Genomic DNA, 15,957 nt, shown 5'->3' on the forward strand with positions numbered 1-15,957 from the left:
GTGCTCTTCCGATCTCCGTCCTTGCCACTCACGAGGTCGAAGAGCGCTCTCGCCAGATGACGTACGGCAGGAAAGCCTGCGTCAGCGGTCCGATCGCGAGCGCGTAGAGGACCGTGCCGACACCCACGGTGCCGCCGAGCAGCCAGCCGGCGGCCAGGACGGTGATCTCGATGAGCGTCCGGACGAGGCGGATCGACTTGCCCGTCCGGGCCGAGAGGCCGGTCATCAGCCCGTCGCGCGGGCCGGGGCCGAGCCGCGCGCCGACGTAGATCGCGGCGGCGAGGCCGTTGAGCACGACCCCGGCGACGAGGTTGAAGATCTGCCAGCCGAGCACGTCCTGGTCCGGCAGGAAGACCCGCACGAGGTCGACGGTGAGCGAGATGACCACGACGTTGGCCGCGGTGCCGATACCGGGCCGCTGCCGCAGCGGGATCCACAGCAGCAGCACCAGGACCGAAGCGATCGCGGTGACCGTGCCGAACGAGAGACCGGTGATCTTCATCAGCCCTTCGTGGAGCACGTCCCACGGGTCAAGGCCGAGTCCCGACCTGGTCAGCATGGCCATGCTGCCGCCGTAGAGGGCGAGTCCGCCGACGAGCTGGATCGAGCGCCGGGTGGTGTCCTGGGAGATGCCGACGGGCCTGAGGTCGAGTTTGAGTGCCACGGGTCCACCATCAGGGGTAAGTGGCTACCTTGACCATGGCCAATCTGGAAGAATTGGCCTTATGGAACCGCTGATCCCGCTGACTGGACGCGTTTCAGGCACGAAATTGGCCCTTTTGCTGGGAAGTTGGCGGCAGAGTGGTTCTCGACACGGTGCCGCGGATCTCGCGGCGGCCGTCGAGCTGCTGGTCCTCGACGGCAGGCTCCCGCTCGGCACGAAACTCCCGGCCGAACGGGAACTCGCCGACGCGCTGGAGGTCAGCCGCACGCTGATCGGCGCCGCGCTGGACAAACTGCGGGCCGACGGCCTGGTCGCCAGCCGTCGCGGCGCGGGCTCGTGGATCGCTTCTCCCGGCGGCCGGGGCCGGGACGCGATCCTGCCGACCGGCGAGGACCTCATCGACCTCGCCCAGGCCTGCCCGCCCGCTGTCGCCGGCCTGGTCCCGGCCGTGGACGCCGCGCGGAAGGCGCTGGTCGACCACCTCGGCGAGAACGGCTACCAGGTGCGCGGCCTGCGGGTCCTGCGTGAGCGGATCGCCCGCCGCTACACCGAACGCGGGCTGCCGACCAACGCCGATCAGGTGATGGTCACCAACGGCGCGCATCACGCGTTCGTGCAGGTTCTGCGGATGCTGGCCGGTCCGGGCGACCGGGTGCTGGTCGAGCAGCCGACGTACCCGAACTCGCTGGAGGCCATCGGCGCCGCGCACGCCATCCCGGTGCCGGTGCCCCTGGATCCGGCCACCGGCTGGGACATCGTCGGGATCGAGGCCGCGTTGCGGCAATCCGGGCCGAGGCTCGCGTACTTCGTCGCGGACTTCCAGAACCCGACCGGCCTGCGGATGGACGCCGGCAGCCGTCAGCGCCTCGCGGCCGCTCTGAACCGCGCCCGGACCCCGGCGATCGTCGACGAGACGCTGGTCGAGCTGGACCTCGAAGGCGATCCGGCCGACGGGCCGCCCCCGCTGGGCGCGTACCTGGGTGACCTCGGCATCACGATCGGCTCGGCGTCCAAATCGCATTGGGCGGGCCTGCGGCTCGGCTGGATCCGCGCTTCCGAGGACGTCATCGGCAGGCTGATCGCGGCCCGGTTCGCCGTCGACCTGGGGTCGCCGGTCTTCGAGCAACTCGTCCTCGCCGAACTGCTCGACGACGGCGGGGCCGCGCTGGCGCACCGCCGTCAGGAGACGCTGGCGCTGCGGGATGCGTTGACCGGGGCGCTGAACTGGTACTGCCCCGAGTGGACGTTCACCGTGCCGCGCGGCGGGCTTTCGCTGTGGTGCCGTCTGCCGGAGCCGATGAGCACGCGGCTGGCCGTCGCCGCGGCCGGGCACGGAGTGCAGGTGGCGCCGGGCTCGCGGTTCGGTGTCCACGGTGGACTGGAGCGCTGGCTGCGGCTGCCGTACGCGCTTCCGGCCGAACGGCTTTTCGAGGCCGTGCGGCGGCTGGGCACGGCCGCCGCTTCGGTGGCCGCTACCCCCGCCACGGCCGCCCCGGCCACCGTCCAGGTCACCTGACTCCCCGCATTCAGAGGACGAAACGCGGGGCTGGAAACGGAAATAGCCGGTGCGCCGGCGGGGCGGCCGATGCTCCAGGGAGGGCATCGGCGCCGCGCGACCAGCGCACCGGCTATCCGGCCCGCCCCAAGGCCGAAACCTTGGGACGGGCACCGCGGCGGTTACCCGGCACAGCCCCTCGACGTGCCGGGAACCGCCCGCGGTTCAGGCGGGCTTCGAGCTTGACCGGCTCCTGCTCGGCGCGGTGAGCAGAAGCCCCCGAAGTCCACCCGGTGCTGGTCCCGGCGCCGCAGGGGCAGCGCGGCGCCGGGGCCGGGATCCGAACCGGCCGGGCGCGGTCGGCCGTTCGGGAAGACAAAGGGGATGCCTGAACGAGGGCAGGCGGAAAAGCGGCTTGTGCCAAAGGAATCAGCGCACGTCGAAACCCGAAGTTGATCTTGGTTTGGACGTGGTTCTCCCCGGCGACCCGGTCAGGTCAGTCGGGGGAGGTGGCGGGAAGCGCGGCTTCCCTGCCGGTGCGCTCGCCTTCGTGGTCGCAGCCGGTGCCGATGAGCTTCAGCTGCGTGGCGGGCATGCCGGAGTCGAGCACGGCGAGCGGCCCGCGGCCGCCGCCGGTGTTATCGTGCCCCGGCTGGGCGGTCGTCGTGGGCGCGATCGGGGCCACCGGGGTGTTCGGCAGGCCACCGCCGCCGCCCGAGCCGCCGCCGTCAGGGGACGCGTGCGTGTCGGATTCGGCGGGCGCGGGCGGAGCGGGCTTGGCGTCGGTCTTGACCTGGACGGGCAGGGTGACGCGGTGGTTCTGGCTTGCCGTCGCCGGAGCGGGGCTCTCGACGGGTACGACCGGGCGCGGGGCCGGAGTGGCAGGCGCGGGCGCCTTCTCCGTGACGGCCTTGGCCGGGACGGCGATGGTGACCGAGCCGCTCGCCGACTCGCCGGAACCGCCGCCGAAGACGGGGTCGAGCATGTCGCCGGTGCCCGGCAGGATCACCGGGGCGCCCGTGCCACAGCACGGTTCCGGCGTGATGATCGGCGCGACTACCTGGTCGCCGATTCCGTCGACGACCCCGCCGACGGTATGGACGACGCCGCCGACCGTGTTCGTGACGACATTCAGCACGCCGCCGATGAGGCCGCCCAGTAAGCCATTGGACGCCTGGGGCTTCGCGGTTTTCGTGGCCGGTTCCGAAGAAGTACCCGCCTCTTCCTCCACAGTGGCCTCAGGCTCCTCATGCACGACGGGAGCGGGCTCTTCCTGAGAGGGTTCAGTGGTCTCAGTGGGTTTCGCGGTTTCGGTCGCAGTGGAGTCCGAAGTGGACTCCTGGGGAGCAGTCGCTTTCCCGGACCCGGTTTCGTCCGCGGGTTGGACCACGGAGGTCTCCGGCGTCACGGGTGCCTGTTCGTCGGCTGAAGCCGGGGTGCTCAGCACGGCGCCGAGGATCCAGCCGGTGAGCACGAGCCCACCCGCGAAAAGGATTCGCTTCGGGGCGGTGAGGCCGCCACGGCGCACGACTGCCGTACCACTCACAGCAATCACCACCGTCCGCGCCTGAAACCCACGTTTCCCGCGTGAGTTCGATCTTGCTTGGGGTCTCTTCCGGCCAGGTCGCAGTTCCCCCGGGGCTGCACCAGTTTTAGCACCGGAGGGGAGTGTTTCACTTCAGCCGCCGTCGATCCAGCCCGTTAGGCGGAACGACGCAACCGGCTCCGGTGCCTGGAGTACCGGAGTTGATCACTCTCGGTATGTGCCCGGCGGCCATCCGGTGAGAGGTGGAACTACTCAAATCCTCGGTGACCTGACCTTTTCCGGATCCCTGCTGCGGTGCGTGCCGTCGAAGTCGCGTTCGGTGAGCGGCTCGGCGGACGCGAGCCGCCGGGAGGGAAGGGTCCGGGATGTGGGACGTGAACGCGCTGTCGGCGGCGGTGCTCAGGACGCTGAAGGCGTATCGGCTGAGCGAAGCCGACGCCAGGGACGTCTGTCAGGACGCGTGGCTGGAACTGCTTCGTGCACCCGGCGCACTACGTGACGAAGCGAAGCTCGGTGCTTGGCTGACGACCACCGCGCGGCGCCGCGCGCTCCGGATGATCACCAGGAACAGGCGCGAAACGCCGCGCCCGCTGCCCGACGAGGAGACGACCCCGGAGGCCGAGGTCGTCCGTGCCGAACGTGATCGCGCGCTCTGGGCGGCGGTCGATCGCCTGCCGGACTCGCATCGGCGGATGATGCGGCTACTCGCGTACCGGCCGGAGCTGTCCTACGCCCAGCTCGCGGGTGAGCTGGACATCAGTCCGGCCAGTGTGGGCAGGCTGCGAAGACGGTGTCTGGACCGGCTCAGACGGACGCTCGAGAAGAGCGGCTGGGCGTGAACATCGGACGAGTCACCGAAGTTTGCGCAATCGGGTGATCGCTTCGTCGATGACCTCGTTGCGTTTGCAGAACGCGAAACGCAAGAGGTGTTTCCACTCTTCCGGGTGATCGGTGAACACCTTTACGGGCACGGCCGCCACACCCACCCGTTCGGGGAGCTCCCAGGCCAGTTCCGCGGCGTCGTCGAACCCGAGCGGCCGGACGTCGACGCAGACGAAGTACGTCCCGGCGGTCGGCCGGACCGTGAACCCGGCTTCCGCGAGCCCCGCCGCGAGCCGGTCCCGCTTGTCCTGGAGGCTCGTGCGCAGGTCTTCGGCCCACGGCAGTTCGTGGTCCAGCGCGTGGGCGACGGCAGGCTGGAACGGGCCGCCCGAGACGAAGGTGATGAACTGCTTCGCCGCCTTCACCGCCGCGACCAGTTCGGGGCTCGCGCAGACCCAGCCGATCTTCCAGCCGGTGCAGTTGAACGTCTTGCCCGCGCTGGAGATCGAGACGGTCCGGTCGCGCATACCGGGAAAGGTCGCCAGCGGCAGGTGCTCGGCGTCGTCGAAGACCAGGTGCTCGTACACCTCGTCGGTGATCGCGATCAGATCGTGCGTCACGCAGAGCGCGGCGACGGCTTCCAGTTCGGCGCGGGTGAACACCGTGCCGGTCGGGTTGTGCGGCGAGTTGATCAGGATCGCCCTGGTCCGATCGGTCACCGCGGCGCGCAGGCCCTCGATGTCCAGCGCGAACCGGCCGTCGCGTTCCACCAGGCCGACGACACGCCGCTCCGCGCCCGCCATGGCGACCGCGGCCGCGTACGAGTCGTAGTAGGGCTCGATGACGATGACCTCGTCACCCGCCTGCGTCAGCGCGATCAGCGACGCCGCGATGGCCTCGGTGGCGCCTGCGGTGACCAGGATCTCCGTGTCCGGGTCGTACGCGGTGCCGTACCGCAGCCGGTGCCGCGCGATCGCCGCGCGCAGTTCGGGACGCCCCGGCCCCGGCGGATACTGGTTCGCACCCCCGAACAGCGCGTTCTTGGCGGCGTCGAGCATTCCGGCGGGGCCGTCGGTGTCGGGGAAACCCTGGCCGAGGTTGACGGCTTCGTGACGGACGGCCAGTGCCGTCATCTCCGCGAAGATGGTCGACGTGAAGGGCTGGAGGCGGGGTACGAGGACAGGTTCGCGCACGATCAGCCATCCTCACGGACAATGGCGGTGTGGAGCAACTGACGCCCGCCAAGGTGACCCCAGCCGATCCGCCCGGTGGAACCGCCGCCGAGGAGGAGAAGCGCCGCGGCCTGCGCAAGATGAAGATGGTCGCGCTGTCGTTCCTGCTCGGCGCGACGGTGATCTTCCTGCTGACCAGCTGGGCCGAAGCCGCGGGCTGGCCGGCCTGGGTCGGCTACGTCCGCGCCGCCGCCGAAGCCGGGATGGTCGGCGCGCTCGCCGACTGGTTCGCGGTGACGGCGCTGTTCCGGCATCCGCTGCGGATCAAGATCCCGCACACCGCGATCATCCCGAACAAGAAGGACGCCCTTGGCAGCAGCCTCGGTGACTTCGTCGGCTCGAACTTCCTGTCCGAGTCCGTGATCCGCGAGAAGCTGAGCCGGGTCGAAGTCTCGAAGCGGCTCGGCGGCTGGCTTTCGCAGCCCGCCAACGCGGAGCGGGTGACGTCGGAGCTGGCCACCGTCGTGCGGGCGGCGGTCAAGGTGCTCCGCGACGAAGACGTCCAGGCGATCATGGAACAGGCCGTGGTCAAGCGGATCGTGGACAAGCCGTGGGGTCCTCCGCTCGGCAAGATCCTGGCCGGCGTGTTCGCCGACGGGGCGCACCACAAGCTGGTGGACCTGATGTGCGACCGCGCCTACGAATGGGTGCGGGACAACCACACGACGATGCTGCGCGTGGTCTCGGACCGGGCGCCGAGCTGGTCGCCGAAGTTCGTCGACGAGATGCTCGCGGACAAGGTCTACGGCGAGGTGCTGTCGTTCGTCTGGGCGGTGAAGACCGACGTCAACCACCCCATGCGGCTGGCGCTGGACAAGTTCCTCGGCGAGTTCGCCCAGGACCTGCAGACCGACCCCGAGGTGATGGCGCGCGCCGAGCAGGTCAAGTCCCAGATGCTGGGGCACGACGAGGTGCAGAAGCTGATCGGCTCGGCGTGGGCGACGGCGAAGGAGATGCTGCTCAACGCCGCCGAGGACCCGTCGAGCGAGCTGCGGCGCCGTGTCCGCACGGGCCTCGAAACGCTCGGCGAGCGGCTGGTCTCCGACGAGCACATCCGGTCCAAAGTGGACACTTGGGTGGAGGGGGCGGCGGCCTACGTCGTCACCCACTACTCCAAGGAGATCACCACGATCATCACCGACACCGTGGAGCGCTGGGACGCCGAAGAGACCTCGCGCAAGATCGAGCTCCAGGTCGGCCGGGATCTGCAGTTCATCCGGATCAACGGCACGGTGGTCGGCGCGCTCGCCGGCCTGGTGATCTACACGGTCGCGCAACTGCTCTTCTGAGCCACCGCGCTTATACCACACTCCGGAGGCCGAACCGGGAGTTGTCCACAGGAAGTGGAGTCATCCCCAGGGTTATCCACAGCTTTTCACGTTTTTGGCCTAACGGTGTGCACAACCCCTGGGGGTAACTCGGGGGTGGGTGACCCCAGAAGTTGTGGTCGCTGGGGTCCGGCGCTTCCGGTCGGCACGGGGCTGAAGGACGCTTTCCCCTCATGTCACGCGGTGAAGGGCGCTTTCGTCGCGTCGCATGCGGGGAAGGCGTCCTTCAGCCCCCGCCGGGGTCAGGTCGAGATGTCCGCCGTCCGCGCCCGCCAGGCCCGCGCCTTCTCCCGGTTCCCGCAGGCCCGCATCGAGCACCACGTCCTCGACCGGTTCCGCGATTCGTCGTAGAACGCCCACAGGCAGTCGTCCGCCGGGCAGATCTTGAGCCGGATCCATTCGCCGAGCACGGTCAGCCGGGTCGACGCCGCCATCACCGCCTCGCAGACCGTTTCCGAGACCAGCAGCGGGCCTTCCGGGCCGAGGACGATCTCCGCCGGCGCGCGCAGGCCGGGCCGTGGGAGCCGCGGGTCGCCGATCGCGGCGCGCAGCGCGTCCCGGGTTTCGCGTGCGGCCGCGGGGGTATCCGCGCGAAGCCGGTGATCTCGGGCCCAGTGCTGCCAGGACTCCAGATCGTCCAGGAGGTCGGTGCCGCGTTCGACGTTCACCGTGTTCAGAAACTCGACCACCAGGGACGCGTCGGTGTTCACCTTCCCCAGTGTACGGGCGAGACCGGTTGTCATCGGCTCCGATAACCTTCATACTCATTTCACTGGTTACTCGATCCTTCTGGAGGCTGAACCATGGGTGCGGTACCGACCTTCGGCGCGGTGGCCCTCGACTGCCCGGACCCGGTCGCGCTGGCGGAGTTCTACCGCGAGCTGCTCGACTGGAAGGCGGCCGAAGTCGCCGAGGACGGCCATTGGGTGACCCTGCGGAACCCGGAAGGCGGCGCTCGGTTCTCGTTCCAGCGCGTGCCCGACTACCGGCCGCCCGCGTGGCCCTCCGCCGAGAACCCGCAGCAGGCCCACGTCGACCTCGACGTCACCGACATGGAGGCCGCCCACGAGCGAGCGCTGGCCATCGGCGCGAAGCTGCTCGACGACTCCCCGAAGACCTTCCGCGTGTACGCGGATCCGGCCGGGCACCCGTTTTGTCTGTGCGCCTGCTGACCTCGGACGAGAAAAATGCGTAACCTCTGATACGTGATTTGTCCGAAGTGCCAGAACGTCATGAAGACCGTCGACAAGAACGGCATCCACATCGACCAGTGCCAGGGGTGCCGCGGCATCTTCCTGGACAGGGGTGAGCTGGAAGCCATCGCCGGTGCCGAAAACTCGTACTACGGTGGCGGGCACCAGCCGCCCCCGCCGTACCAGGGAGGTGGACACGCGCCGGCTCCGCACTACGGACGGCCGGACTCCCCGCGGCCGCATCGCGGCGGCTACGCGGACTCGCCGAAGGGCTACCGGGGTGGTTACGCCGACTCGCCCAAGGGTTACCGCGGCGGCTACGCGGACTCGCCGCACGGCTATGGCCACAAGCGCCGTAAGGGCGGCTTCCTCGAGGGCCTCTTCGACTGACCGTGGTCCTCGATCTCAAGATCTGCCCGGCCTGCGGTGATCGCGCCGAACGGCCACGAGTCGAGAACGGGCTGCTGGTGTGCGCGGTATGCGCGCACCGGTGGCCGTTCCGGCGCCTTCCGCTGTTCGCGCTGACCGGGCCGAGCGGCGCCGGCAAGTCGACGGTCGGGCCGCGGCTCGCGGAACGGCTCGGCGACCTCGCGCTCGTGGTCGAGCAGGACGTGTTGTGGACCGGGGCGTTACGGGACGACGTCCCCGGCCATCCCGCGTTCCGCTCGACCTGGCTGCGGATGGCGGCGATGCTGCACCAGAACGGGCGGCCGGTCGTGCTCTGCGGCACCGTCGCGCCGCCCGAGTTCGAGCGGCTGCCCGAGCGCGTCTTCTTCTCCGGCATCCACTACCTGGCCCTCGTCAGCGAGCCCGACGCCCTGCGCAAGCGTTTGCTGGCGCGGCCCGCCTGGCGCGAGTGGGACGAGGAGCGGGTCGAGGAGATGCTGGAGTTCAACGAGTGGCTGCAAGCGGAAGCGCCCTCGATGGATCCGCCGGTCGAGTTGTTCGACACCACCCACATCGCGGTGGACGACGCCGTCGATCACGTCGAGAAGTGGGTGCGAGGCCTGCTTTCAGGGACGCAACGGCCAAATGCGGCCGTCGGGTGAATCCAGCCAGATCACCTGGTCCTCGCCGTCGAGGCTGAGCCCGAACCGGTCCCGCCCCGGCTCGCCGAGGCCGAGCCAGTCTTCGTGCGCCGCTTCGACGATCTCCCACAGCCGCCGCGGGCCTCCTTCGGCCACTTCGAACTCGCTGCCCCGCTGCCGATGGCGCGTCCATGAGCCGTCCGGATGGACCAGCGTGGTGCTCTGGCCCGTTCGCGCGGCCGTCACGCCCGGAAGGTGGAGCCCGGCGAAGAACTCGAAGCGGCTGCGGACTTCGGTGAGCACGCCCATCGGCAGCCGGGTCGGCCGCCAGGAGACATCACCTTCGAGCGCCTTCGACGGCTTGAAGCGGTGCGCGCGCAGCGGCATGAAGCGACCGTCATGGGCGAGCACCCGCCCGTGTCCCGTCGCGCCTTCGCCCGCGACGATCCGGACGAGTCCGCCGCCGATCGGCCGGTTCAGCGTGGTGACGATCAGCCCGCCCGGCATCGTCTGCGCCAGCCACGCGGGCGGGATCGACGACACCGAGCACGTGCACAGCACCCGGTCGTAGAGCACGCCCGCCGGGAAGCCTTCGGCGCCGTCGGCCGCCGCGCACGAGGGCGCGTACCCGATCTCCGCCAGGCGTTTGCGCGCGGCGTCGACCAGTTCCGGGTCGATGTCCACTGTGTACACGAGCCCGGAACCGAGCCGATGGCACAGCAGGGCGGTGTTGTAACCGGTGCCCGTGCCGATCTCCAGTACGCGATGCCCGTCGGCGACCCGGAGCTCTTCGAGCATGATCGCCATGATCGACGGCTGGCTGGACGAACTCGTCGGCGTTCCGGGCTGGGCGCCGAGATAGCGCGCCCGTTCCCAGAGTCCGGAGTCGTCGTCGAGCTGGACGACCAGTACGTCGGGGGAGTACACGCGCCGGAGCCACTCGTCGTCGCCGCTTTCGACCGCGGCCCAGCCGTTCGCCGCCGGGACGAAGAACCGCGGCAGGAAGACGTGTCTCGGCACGGAGCGGAACGCGGTCATCCAGCGCGCGTCGTGCAGCACGCCCTCGGCGAGCAGATGCTCGACGAGGCGCCGCCGCAGCCGCGTCGCGTTCGACATCCCCCCACGGTAGCGGGGTGAGCACCAACACACCCGATGGTTGCAAGCAGAGTGCTTGCAATTGCTAGCACTCGCGCGTAGCGTTGAAGACGTCGCGAGGAGGTGACCGATGTCAGACATCGACCGGGATCAGCCCGCATCGGGTGGACCGATGGAGAAGGTCGCGGACATCGCTTCCGACATCGGCGAGTACATCCGCCAGCAGCGCAGCAACGCGAAGATCTCCTTGCGGCAGCTGTCGAAACTCGCCGGCGTGTCCAATCCGTACCTGAGCCAGATCGAGCGCGGGGTCCGCAAGCCCAGCGCGGAGATCCTCCAGCAGATCGCCAAGGGCCTGCGAATCTCGGCCGAGGCGCTCTACGTGCAAGCGGGAATCCTCGATCTGCCCATGGGCGGCCCGGTCGGCGACGCGATCCGCGCCGACACCGAGCTGACCGAACGGCAGAAGCAGGTCCTGCTCGACGTCTACGAATCGTTCCGCCGCGAGAACGCCGCCGCGAAACCCGAGCAGGCGGCCAAGGCGAAAACCGAAGACCAAGTCACAGAAACCAAGGAGTCAGCATGACCACGGCCACCAAGACCGACCGCAAGCACACCGCCCTCGACCAGGTCCGCACGCCGCTGCTGGCCGCCCTGGGTGCCGGCAACCTGGCCGGCCAGGCCGTCGTCGACGCCGTGTCCAAGGCCAAGGAGAAGGTCGTCGAGGGCAGCGAGACCGCCCGCAAGAACATCGAAGAGCTCCCGCACGACGTCGAGGGTCTCCGCGAGAAGCTGGACCCGGCCGAGCTGCGCAAGGTCATCGACGAGTACACCGAAGCCGCGCTGAAGCTGTACAACAAGCTGGCCGAGTCCGGTGAGCAGGCGTGGGACAAGATCGCCGCGCAGCCGCAGGTCAAGAAGGCCATCGAGCAGCTCGAAGACGCGATCAGCACCGCGCAGGACCGCGTCGAGGGCGCGACCACCGACGCCCGTGAGCGCATCGACACCGTGCTCGGCAAGGTCACCAAGGGCACCCGTTCCGCCGGCGAGAAGACCGCTCGCAAGGTGACCGAGCTCGCCGGCGAGATCGCCGACGAGGTCGAGGAGATCGGCGACGACCTCGCGCACGAGACGCGTTCGGCTTCGCGCAAGGTCGCCAACAAGACCGCGCCGAAGACCACGACCACCGCGCGCCGCAGCACCACCAGCCCGGCCGCCAAGAAGCCGGCCACCGCGCCGAAGACCACCGAGAAGTAAGGTCCGCGTGAATTCCAGGGCCCCTGGCACCGCTTCGGTGCCGGGGGCCCGGTCATTCGCCCGGTTTGACGTAAGCTGAGTTCGTGTTCGTTGCCACCTGGATCCTCATCGCCATCCATTGGGGCGGCGCGCTGACGGGGCTGTTCGCTTTCGTGCATGCGCTGTTGCAGCGCGCGGACGCGTACTCGGCCGCCGATCGGAAGACCAAGCCCATCTGGATGCTCATCACCGGCGGATCGACCGTGGTGCTGACCTTCTTCCAGTTCTACGGCGGCGGCATGATCCTGTGGCTGCCCGCACTGGTCGCGGTCCTGGTCTACCTCGTGGACGTCCGCCCCAAGCTCATCGAGGTGCAGCGCGGCGGCCGCAACTGGTGATCGAGTGCCGGTTTGGCGGAGCTGAGAGGTACTCGGCCCGCTATCGCGGTGGCAGGGCGCCCTGATCGCCCATCGTGCGTGTTCTACCGGGCGGCGCCCTGCCGACATTAGGGTGGCCCTGTGACTACCTGGACCATCGCCGGAAGCCTCACCGTCGTCCCCGCCCTCTCCCGCACGGACCTGCTCGCCGAGCCCGTCGCCAAGGCGCTCGCCGCCCTGCCCGATCCGGATGCCGTCGGCGTCGTCGAGATCGACGCCGACCTGGCCGACACCGCCGCTTTCTGCGAGGCGTACGGCTCACCGCTCTCCGCGTCCGCGAACTGCGTCGTCGTCGCCGGCAAACGCGCCGGTGAGGTCCGGTTCGCCGCCGCGATGATCCTCGCCACCACCCGCGCCGACGTGAACGGCGTGATCAAGCGCCGTCTCGACGTCCGCAAGGCCTCCTTCGCCCCGATGGACGAGGCCGTCTCGCTCACCGGAATGGAGTACGGCGGCATCACGCCGGTCGGCCTGCCCGCGGAATGGCCGATCCTGATCGACCAGCGCGTCGCCGACGAGCCCGAACTGGTCATCGGCAGCGGTATCCGCGGCGGCAAGCTGCTGATCTCGGGCGCGACCCTCGCGGCCCTGCCCGGTGCCGAGGTGATCGACGGGCTCGCGCGCCCCGTCGAGTGAGGCTGTCCACAAAGGACTCCTCGCTGGTCTCGGCCTTCGAGGCCGCGTTCCTCGCCCCGCCGTGCCGCGGACGGGGCTGGGCCGCGCCGGTGAGATCATCCCGCTGGCGCGCGCCTTCCAGGCGTTCGCGTGGGCGGCGGTGAACGCTCAGGAGCGGGCATCCGCGCGGGACTGGATCGCCAGCCCGCGCGGGGTCACCCAACGCGTGACGAGCGCGAAAACGCCTTCGCACACCAAAGCCAGTACGACGACCGCGATGCCACCCGCCAGGATCTCGCCGTGGCCGGGTTCGCCGAGGGCGAAACCGTCCACAATGTACCGTCCGAGACCGCCGCCGTCGTTGACGATCGCGCCGATCGCGACCGTCGCCACCAGTTGCAGGAACGCGACGCGGGCACCCGCCAGGATGACCGGAGACGCGAGCGGCAACTCCAGGCGCAGCATGATCTGCCACTCGCGGTAGCCGGTTCCGCGCGCGGCGTCGACGGTTTCCTGCGCCAGCTGGACGACGCCCGCGTAGGTGTTCGTGAACAACGGCGGCAGCGCCAAGGCCACCAGCGCGAGCATCAACGGCCAGAACGTCGTGTCGACTTCGAGCCGGGCGGCCAGGAACCAGAACAGGATCACCAGCCCGAAGCTGGGGATCGCGCGGCCGATGTTCACCGCGCTCGTGGCGAGGAACTGCGCGCGGCGGTAGTGCGCCAGCCACAACGCGGGCGGGATCGTCAGCACGGCCGAGATCGCCAGCGCCAGCGAGGAGAACTGCAGATGCTCGACAGTCCGGTACGGCACGCCCGCCGGATCCGTCCAGCTCCAGCGGTTCGGTTCGCCGAACCACTCGATGGTCTGGTCGATGATGCTCATCGCGACGCCGCCTTCCGCGACCACGGCGCGAGCGCGCGCCCACCGAGCCACAGCAACAGATCCACCACCACGGCCAGCACCACGGAAAGCACCACGCCGACGATGATCGACGTCGGGTTCGGCGTCGCGGTCTGAATCCCGTTGCGGATGAAGTACCCGAGACCGCCCTTGCCGAGCATGGAAGTCACCGTCACGAGCCCGATCGTGGTCACCGCCGCGACCCGCAGGCCCGCGATCACCACCGGCAGCGCGAGCGGGAGTTCGACCTGCCACAGCAACCGCGAACGCGTGAAACCCATGCCTATCGCGGCTTCGCGGACTTCCTTGGGTACTTGTTCGACGCCGGTGACGATGTTGCGGATGAGGATCAGCAACGTGTACGTGGCCAAGGGAATCACCGCGGTGGTGAAGGACGTCAGACCGGTGAAGGGCACCAGCACGGCGAAGGCACCGAGGCTCGGGATGACGTACAACGACCCCGCCGTGCTCAGCGCGATGACGTAGAACCACCTGCGGCGCAGCGAAACCACGGAAACACCGATCGACACCACCAGCCCGATGGCGAGCGCCGCCGCGGTCAGCGTGAGGTGCTCGCCGAGTCGCTCGAAGATCTCGTCGAGATGGCGGTCCACCCACCGCCACTCGAAGAGCGGCCGTCCACCTTGGGCGGGAACGGGGAACACGGAGGAGGCTCGCACCGGCCGACCTTACCCCGTTCGGGCGGCCGGATTCCGCTCTCTGGGAGCAGAGGGGGCGGAACTCTCAAAATGTGGATTCTGTCGTGACCCGGGGATACGGTTCATTCCTCTGAACGAGTCATAGGAGTGTGTGCACGTGCGCTGGACACGGAATGTTCGAGTGGGCGCGGTGCTCGCCGCCGCCGTCCTCGGTATGACCGCCTGTGGGGGAGGCGACGACGCGGCGGCCCCGGCCGCGCAGAGCAAGGGCGGGGCATCGATCGTGGTGGCGTCCTTCAACTTCACCGACAGCGTGATCCTCGCCGAGCTGTACGCGAACGCGCTGGAGGCCAAGGGTTATCCGATCACCCGCAAGCTGAACCTCGCTTCGCGCGAGCTGATCTACCCGGCGCTGAAATCCGGCGAACTCCAGTTCATCCCGGAATACCAGGGTGCCGCGATCACCACCGGATACGGCAAGGAAGCCGCGAAGGACGCGCAGGCCGAACACGAGCAGCTCGAGAAGTTGTTCGAGCCCGACGGCATCGCCCTGCTGGAGCAGTCGCCGGCGGAGAACAAGAACACCTACATCGTGAAGGCCGACCTCGCCAAGGAGAAGGGCCTCAAGAAGATCAGCGACCTGTCCAAGGTCGACAACGTCATCGTCGCGGGCGGGCCGGAGTGCGCGGAGCGGCTTCCCTGCTTCAAGGGCTTCACGGACGTCTACAAACTGAAGGCCACGTTCCAGACCGTGCAGGAGGCGGGCCCGCGCGTCGAGCAGCTGCGGTCCGGCAAGGTCACCGTCATCCCGGTCGACTCGGTGAGCCCGCTCGTCGGCGACCCGCAGTTCGTGGTGCTGGAGGACGACCTCGCCATCGTGCCGACCGAGAACGTCGTGCCCGCGGTGAACAAGAAGGTCCTCGACGAACGCGGCGCCGACTTCGCGGCCGCGGTCAATGCCGTGAGCAAGGCCCTCGACACCGTACAGCTGCGTGAGCTGAACAAGCGCGTCGACTCGGACGGCGAGAAGCCGGCCGACGTCGCGAAGGAGTGGCTGAAGGAGAAGTCCCTCATCTGAGGCTCTTCGCAAGTGAGATGAAGGGGCCTTTCATAGCGAATTTCGCTATGAAAGGCCCCTTCATTGCAGTCGGAGGAGGGGCGCCCGCTCCGGCTGCGGGCGTCGGTGGAATCGTGGACGCTGTCGTTGCACCACGGGTGAAAGGGAGTGGGATGGGAAAGGTCACGGCCATCGCGGAGCGCACCATCGAGGCGCCGGCGGACAAGGTCAGGGCGCTCGTCGCGGACTACGCCGAAACCCGGCCGAAGCTGCTGACCGAGCACTACCGCGACTACGAGGTCACCGAAGGCGGAGTCGGCGCGGGCACGAAGGCGCGCTGGAAGCTGCAGGCCACGTCGAAGCGTGTGCGTGACGTCGCCGCGACGGTGACCGAGCCGTCCGAAGGCACTCTCGTCGAGACCGACGCGAACTCCAGCATGGTCACCACCTGGACCGTCCGCGAGGTGCCGGGCGGCAGCGTCGTCCGCATCGAGACGACCTGGGACGGCGCGGGCGGCATCGGCGGCTTCTTCGAGAAGACCTTCGCGCCCGGTGGGCTCAAGCGGATCTACGAGGGAGTGCTCGGCAAACTCGCCGAGGTCGTGTAGTGCTCGCCACAACCGGAATGGCCGCCCCGGTTCGCTCGT

At 69.1% G+C, this 15,957-nt stretch carries 19 protein-coding genes; 12 read left to right on the forward strand and 7 right to left on the reverse strand.

The annotated features are described in order from the left end of the window. Positions 1 to 28: 28 nt before the first annotated feature. Positions 29 to 664 (reverse strand): hypothetical protein, encoded by a 636-nt coding sequence (locus LCL61_RS11515; RefSeq protein WP_340686821.1) that lies wholly within the window; start codon positions 662 to 664, stop codon positions 29 to 31. Between the two features lie 61 nt (positions 665 to 725). On the opposite strand from LCL61_RS11515, the gene LCL61_RS11520 reads away from it, so the two are divergent. Further along, positions 726 to 2,180: a PLP-dependent aminotransferase family protein gene (locus LCL61_RS11520; RefSeq protein ID WP_340686822.1), complete on the forward strand. Its 1,455-nt coding sequence runs from the start codon at positions 726 to 728 to the stop codon at positions 2,178 to 2,180. A gap of 475 nt (positions 2,181 to 2,655) precedes the next feature. Here the strand turns inward: LCL61_RS11520 and LCL61_RS11525 are convergent, their stop codons facing one another. Next, positions 2,656 to 3,705 (reverse strand): hypothetical protein, encoded by a 1,050-nt coding sequence (locus LCL61_RS11525; RefSeq protein ID WP_340686823.1) that lies wholly within the window; start codon positions 3,703 to 3,705, stop codon positions 2,656 to 2,658. 365 nt (positions 3,706 to 4,070) lie between these two features. Here LCL61_RS11525 and LCL61_RS11530 point away from each other — a divergent pair, with 365 nt between their 5' ends. Beyond that, positions 4,071 to 4,544 carry a sigma-70 family RNA polymerase sigma factor gene (locus tag LCL61_RS11530; protein WP_340686824.1) on the forward strand — a complete coding sequence of 158 codons (474 nt, stop codon included), beginning with the start codon at positions 4,071 to 4,073 and terminating at the stop codon, positions 4,542 to 4,544. Positions 4,545 to 4,556: 12 nt separating this feature from the next. Here the strand turns inward: LCL61_RS11530 and LCL61_RS11535 are convergent, their stop codons facing one another. Then, positions 4,557 to 5,720: a pyridoxal phosphate-dependent aminotransferase gene (locus LCL61_RS11535; protein WP_340686825.1), complete on the reverse strand. Its 1,164-nt coding sequence runs from the start codon at positions 5,718 to 5,720 to the stop codon at positions 4,557 to 4,559. Positions 5,721 to 5,749: 29 nt separating this feature from the next. Between LCL61_RS11535 and LCL61_RS11540 the strand changes: the two genes are divergently transcribed. Beyond that, positions 5,750 to 7,048, forward strand: coding sequence for a DUF445 domain-containing protein (locus LCL61_RS11540; RefSeq protein ID WP_340686826.1), 1,299 nt, complete (start codon positions 5,750 to 5,752; stop codon positions 7,046 to 7,048). Between the two features lie 281 nt (positions 7,049 to 7,329). Here the strand turns inward: LCL61_RS11540 and LCL61_RS11545 are convergent, their stop codons facing one another. Beyond that, positions 7,330 to 7,830 carry a CGNR zinc finger domain-containing protein gene (locus LCL61_RS11545; protein ID WP_219146284.1) on the reverse strand — a complete coding sequence of 167 codons (501 nt, stop codon included), beginning with the start codon at positions 7,828 to 7,830 and terminating at the stop codon, positions 7,330 to 7,332. 60 nt (positions 7,831 to 7,890) lie between these two features. On the opposite strand from LCL61_RS11545, the gene LCL61_RS11550 reads away from it, so the two are divergent. Genes LCL61_RS11550 through LCL61_RS11560 form a run of 3 tightly spaced genes read left to right on the forward strand, consistent with a single transcriptional unit; the run spans position 7,891 to position 9,329 of the window. Beyond that, entirely contained in the window at positions 7,891 to 8,259 is a 369-nt protein-coding gene (locus LCL61_RS11550) for a VOC family protein (protein ID WP_340686827.1), read from the forward strand. A gap of 60 nt (positions 8,260 to 8,319) precedes the next feature. Further along, a complete protein-coding gene (locus LCL61_RS11555) occupies positions 8,320 to 8,670 on the forward strand; it encodes a zf-TFIIB domain-containing protein (protein ID WP_255632272.1) in 351 nt (116 codons plus the stop codon). A 2-nt stretch (positions 8,671 to 8,672) separates the two neighbouring features. Next, the gene (locus tag LCL61_RS11560; RefSeq protein WP_340686828.1) at positions 8,673 to 9,329 is read left to right on the forward strand and encodes an AAA family ATPase; all 657 of its coding nucleotides are present in this window, start codon (positions 8,673 to 8,675) and stop codon (positions 9,327 to 9,329) included. Here the strand turns inward: LCL61_RS11560 and LCL61_RS11565 are convergent. Further along, a complete protein-coding gene (locus LCL61_RS11565) occupies positions 9,294 to 10,424 on the reverse strand; it encodes a methyltransferase domain-containing protein (RefSeq protein WP_340686829.1) in 1,131 nt (376 codons plus the stop codon). The two genes, LCL61_RS11560 and LCL61_RS11565, sit on opposite strands and share 36 nt — an antisense overlap. 151 nt (positions 10,425 to 10,575) lie before the next feature. Here LCL61_RS11565 and LCL61_RS11570 point away from each other — a divergent pair, with 151 nt between their 5' ends. From LCL61_RS11570 to LCL61_RS11585, 4 genes are all read left to right on the forward strand, one after another. Continuing rightward, positions 10,576 to 10,989 (forward strand): helix-turn-helix domain-containing protein, encoded by a 414-nt coding sequence (locus tag LCL61_RS11570; protein ID WP_425342040.1) that lies wholly within the window; start codon positions 10,576 to 10,578, stop codon positions 10,987 to 10,989. Continuing rightward, a complete protein-coding gene (locus LCL61_RS11575; RefSeq protein WP_340686831.1) occupies positions 10,986 to 11,660 on the forward strand; it encodes a hypothetical protein in 675 nt (224 codons plus the stop codon). The genes LCL61_RS11570 and LCL61_RS11575 overlap by 4 nt, the downstream gene beginning before the upstream one ends. 83 nt (positions 11,661 to 11,743) lie before the next feature. Then, positions 11,744 to 12,037, forward strand: coding sequence for a DUF2516 family protein (locus tag LCL61_RS11580; protein WP_034310520.1), 294 nt, complete (start codon positions 11,744 to 11,746; stop codon positions 12,035 to 12,037). A 120-nt stretch (positions 12,038 to 12,157) separates the two neighbouring features. Next, positions 12,158 to 12,712 carry a YbaK/EbsC family protein gene (locus tag LCL61_RS11585; protein WP_340686832.1) on the forward strand — a complete coding sequence of 185 codons (555 nt, stop codon included), beginning with the start codon at positions 12,158 to 12,160 and terminating at the stop codon, positions 12,710 to 12,712. Positions 12,713 to 12,859: 147 nt separating this feature from the next. Here the strand turns inward: LCL61_RS11585 and LCL61_RS11590 are convergent, their stop codons facing one another. Next, the gene (locus tag LCL61_RS11590; RefSeq protein ID WP_340686833.1) at positions 12,860 to 13,576 is read right to left on the reverse strand and encodes an ABC transporter permease; all 717 of its coding nucleotides are present in this window, start codon (positions 13,574 to 13,576) and stop codon (positions 12,860 to 12,862) included. Further along, entirely contained in the window at positions 13,573 to 14,259 is a 687-nt protein-coding gene (locus tag LCL61_RS11595; protein WP_340688554.1) for an ABC transporter permease, read from the reverse strand. The genes LCL61_RS11590 and LCL61_RS11595 overlap by 4 nt, the downstream gene beginning before the upstream one ends. 175 nt (positions 14,260 to 14,434) lie before the next feature. Here LCL61_RS11595 and LCL61_RS11600 point away from each other — a divergent pair, with 175 nt between their 5' ends. Together LCL61_RS11600 and LCL61_RS11605 are read left to right on the forward strand one after the other, a co-directional pair. Continuing rightward, positions 14,435 to 15,331, forward strand: coding sequence for an ABC transporter substrate-binding protein (locus LCL61_RS11600; RefSeq protein WP_340686834.1), 897 nt, complete (start codon positions 14,435 to 14,437; stop codon positions 15,329 to 15,331). A gap of 152 nt (positions 15,332 to 15,483) precedes the next feature. Beyond that, positions 15,484 to 15,918, forward strand: coding sequence for an SRPBCC family protein (locus LCL61_RS11605; RefSeq protein WP_340684912.1), 435 nt, complete (start codon positions 15,484 to 15,486; stop codon positions 15,916 to 15,918). Positions 15,919 to 15,957 lie beyond the last annotated feature (39 nt).

The sequence above is a fragment of the Amycolatopsis coloradensis genome (assembly GCF_037997115.1).
GTDB classification, from domain to species: domain Bacteria; phylum Actinomycetota; class Actinomycetes; order Mycobacteriales; family Pseudonocardiaceae; genus Amycolatopsis; species Amycolatopsis coloradensis_A.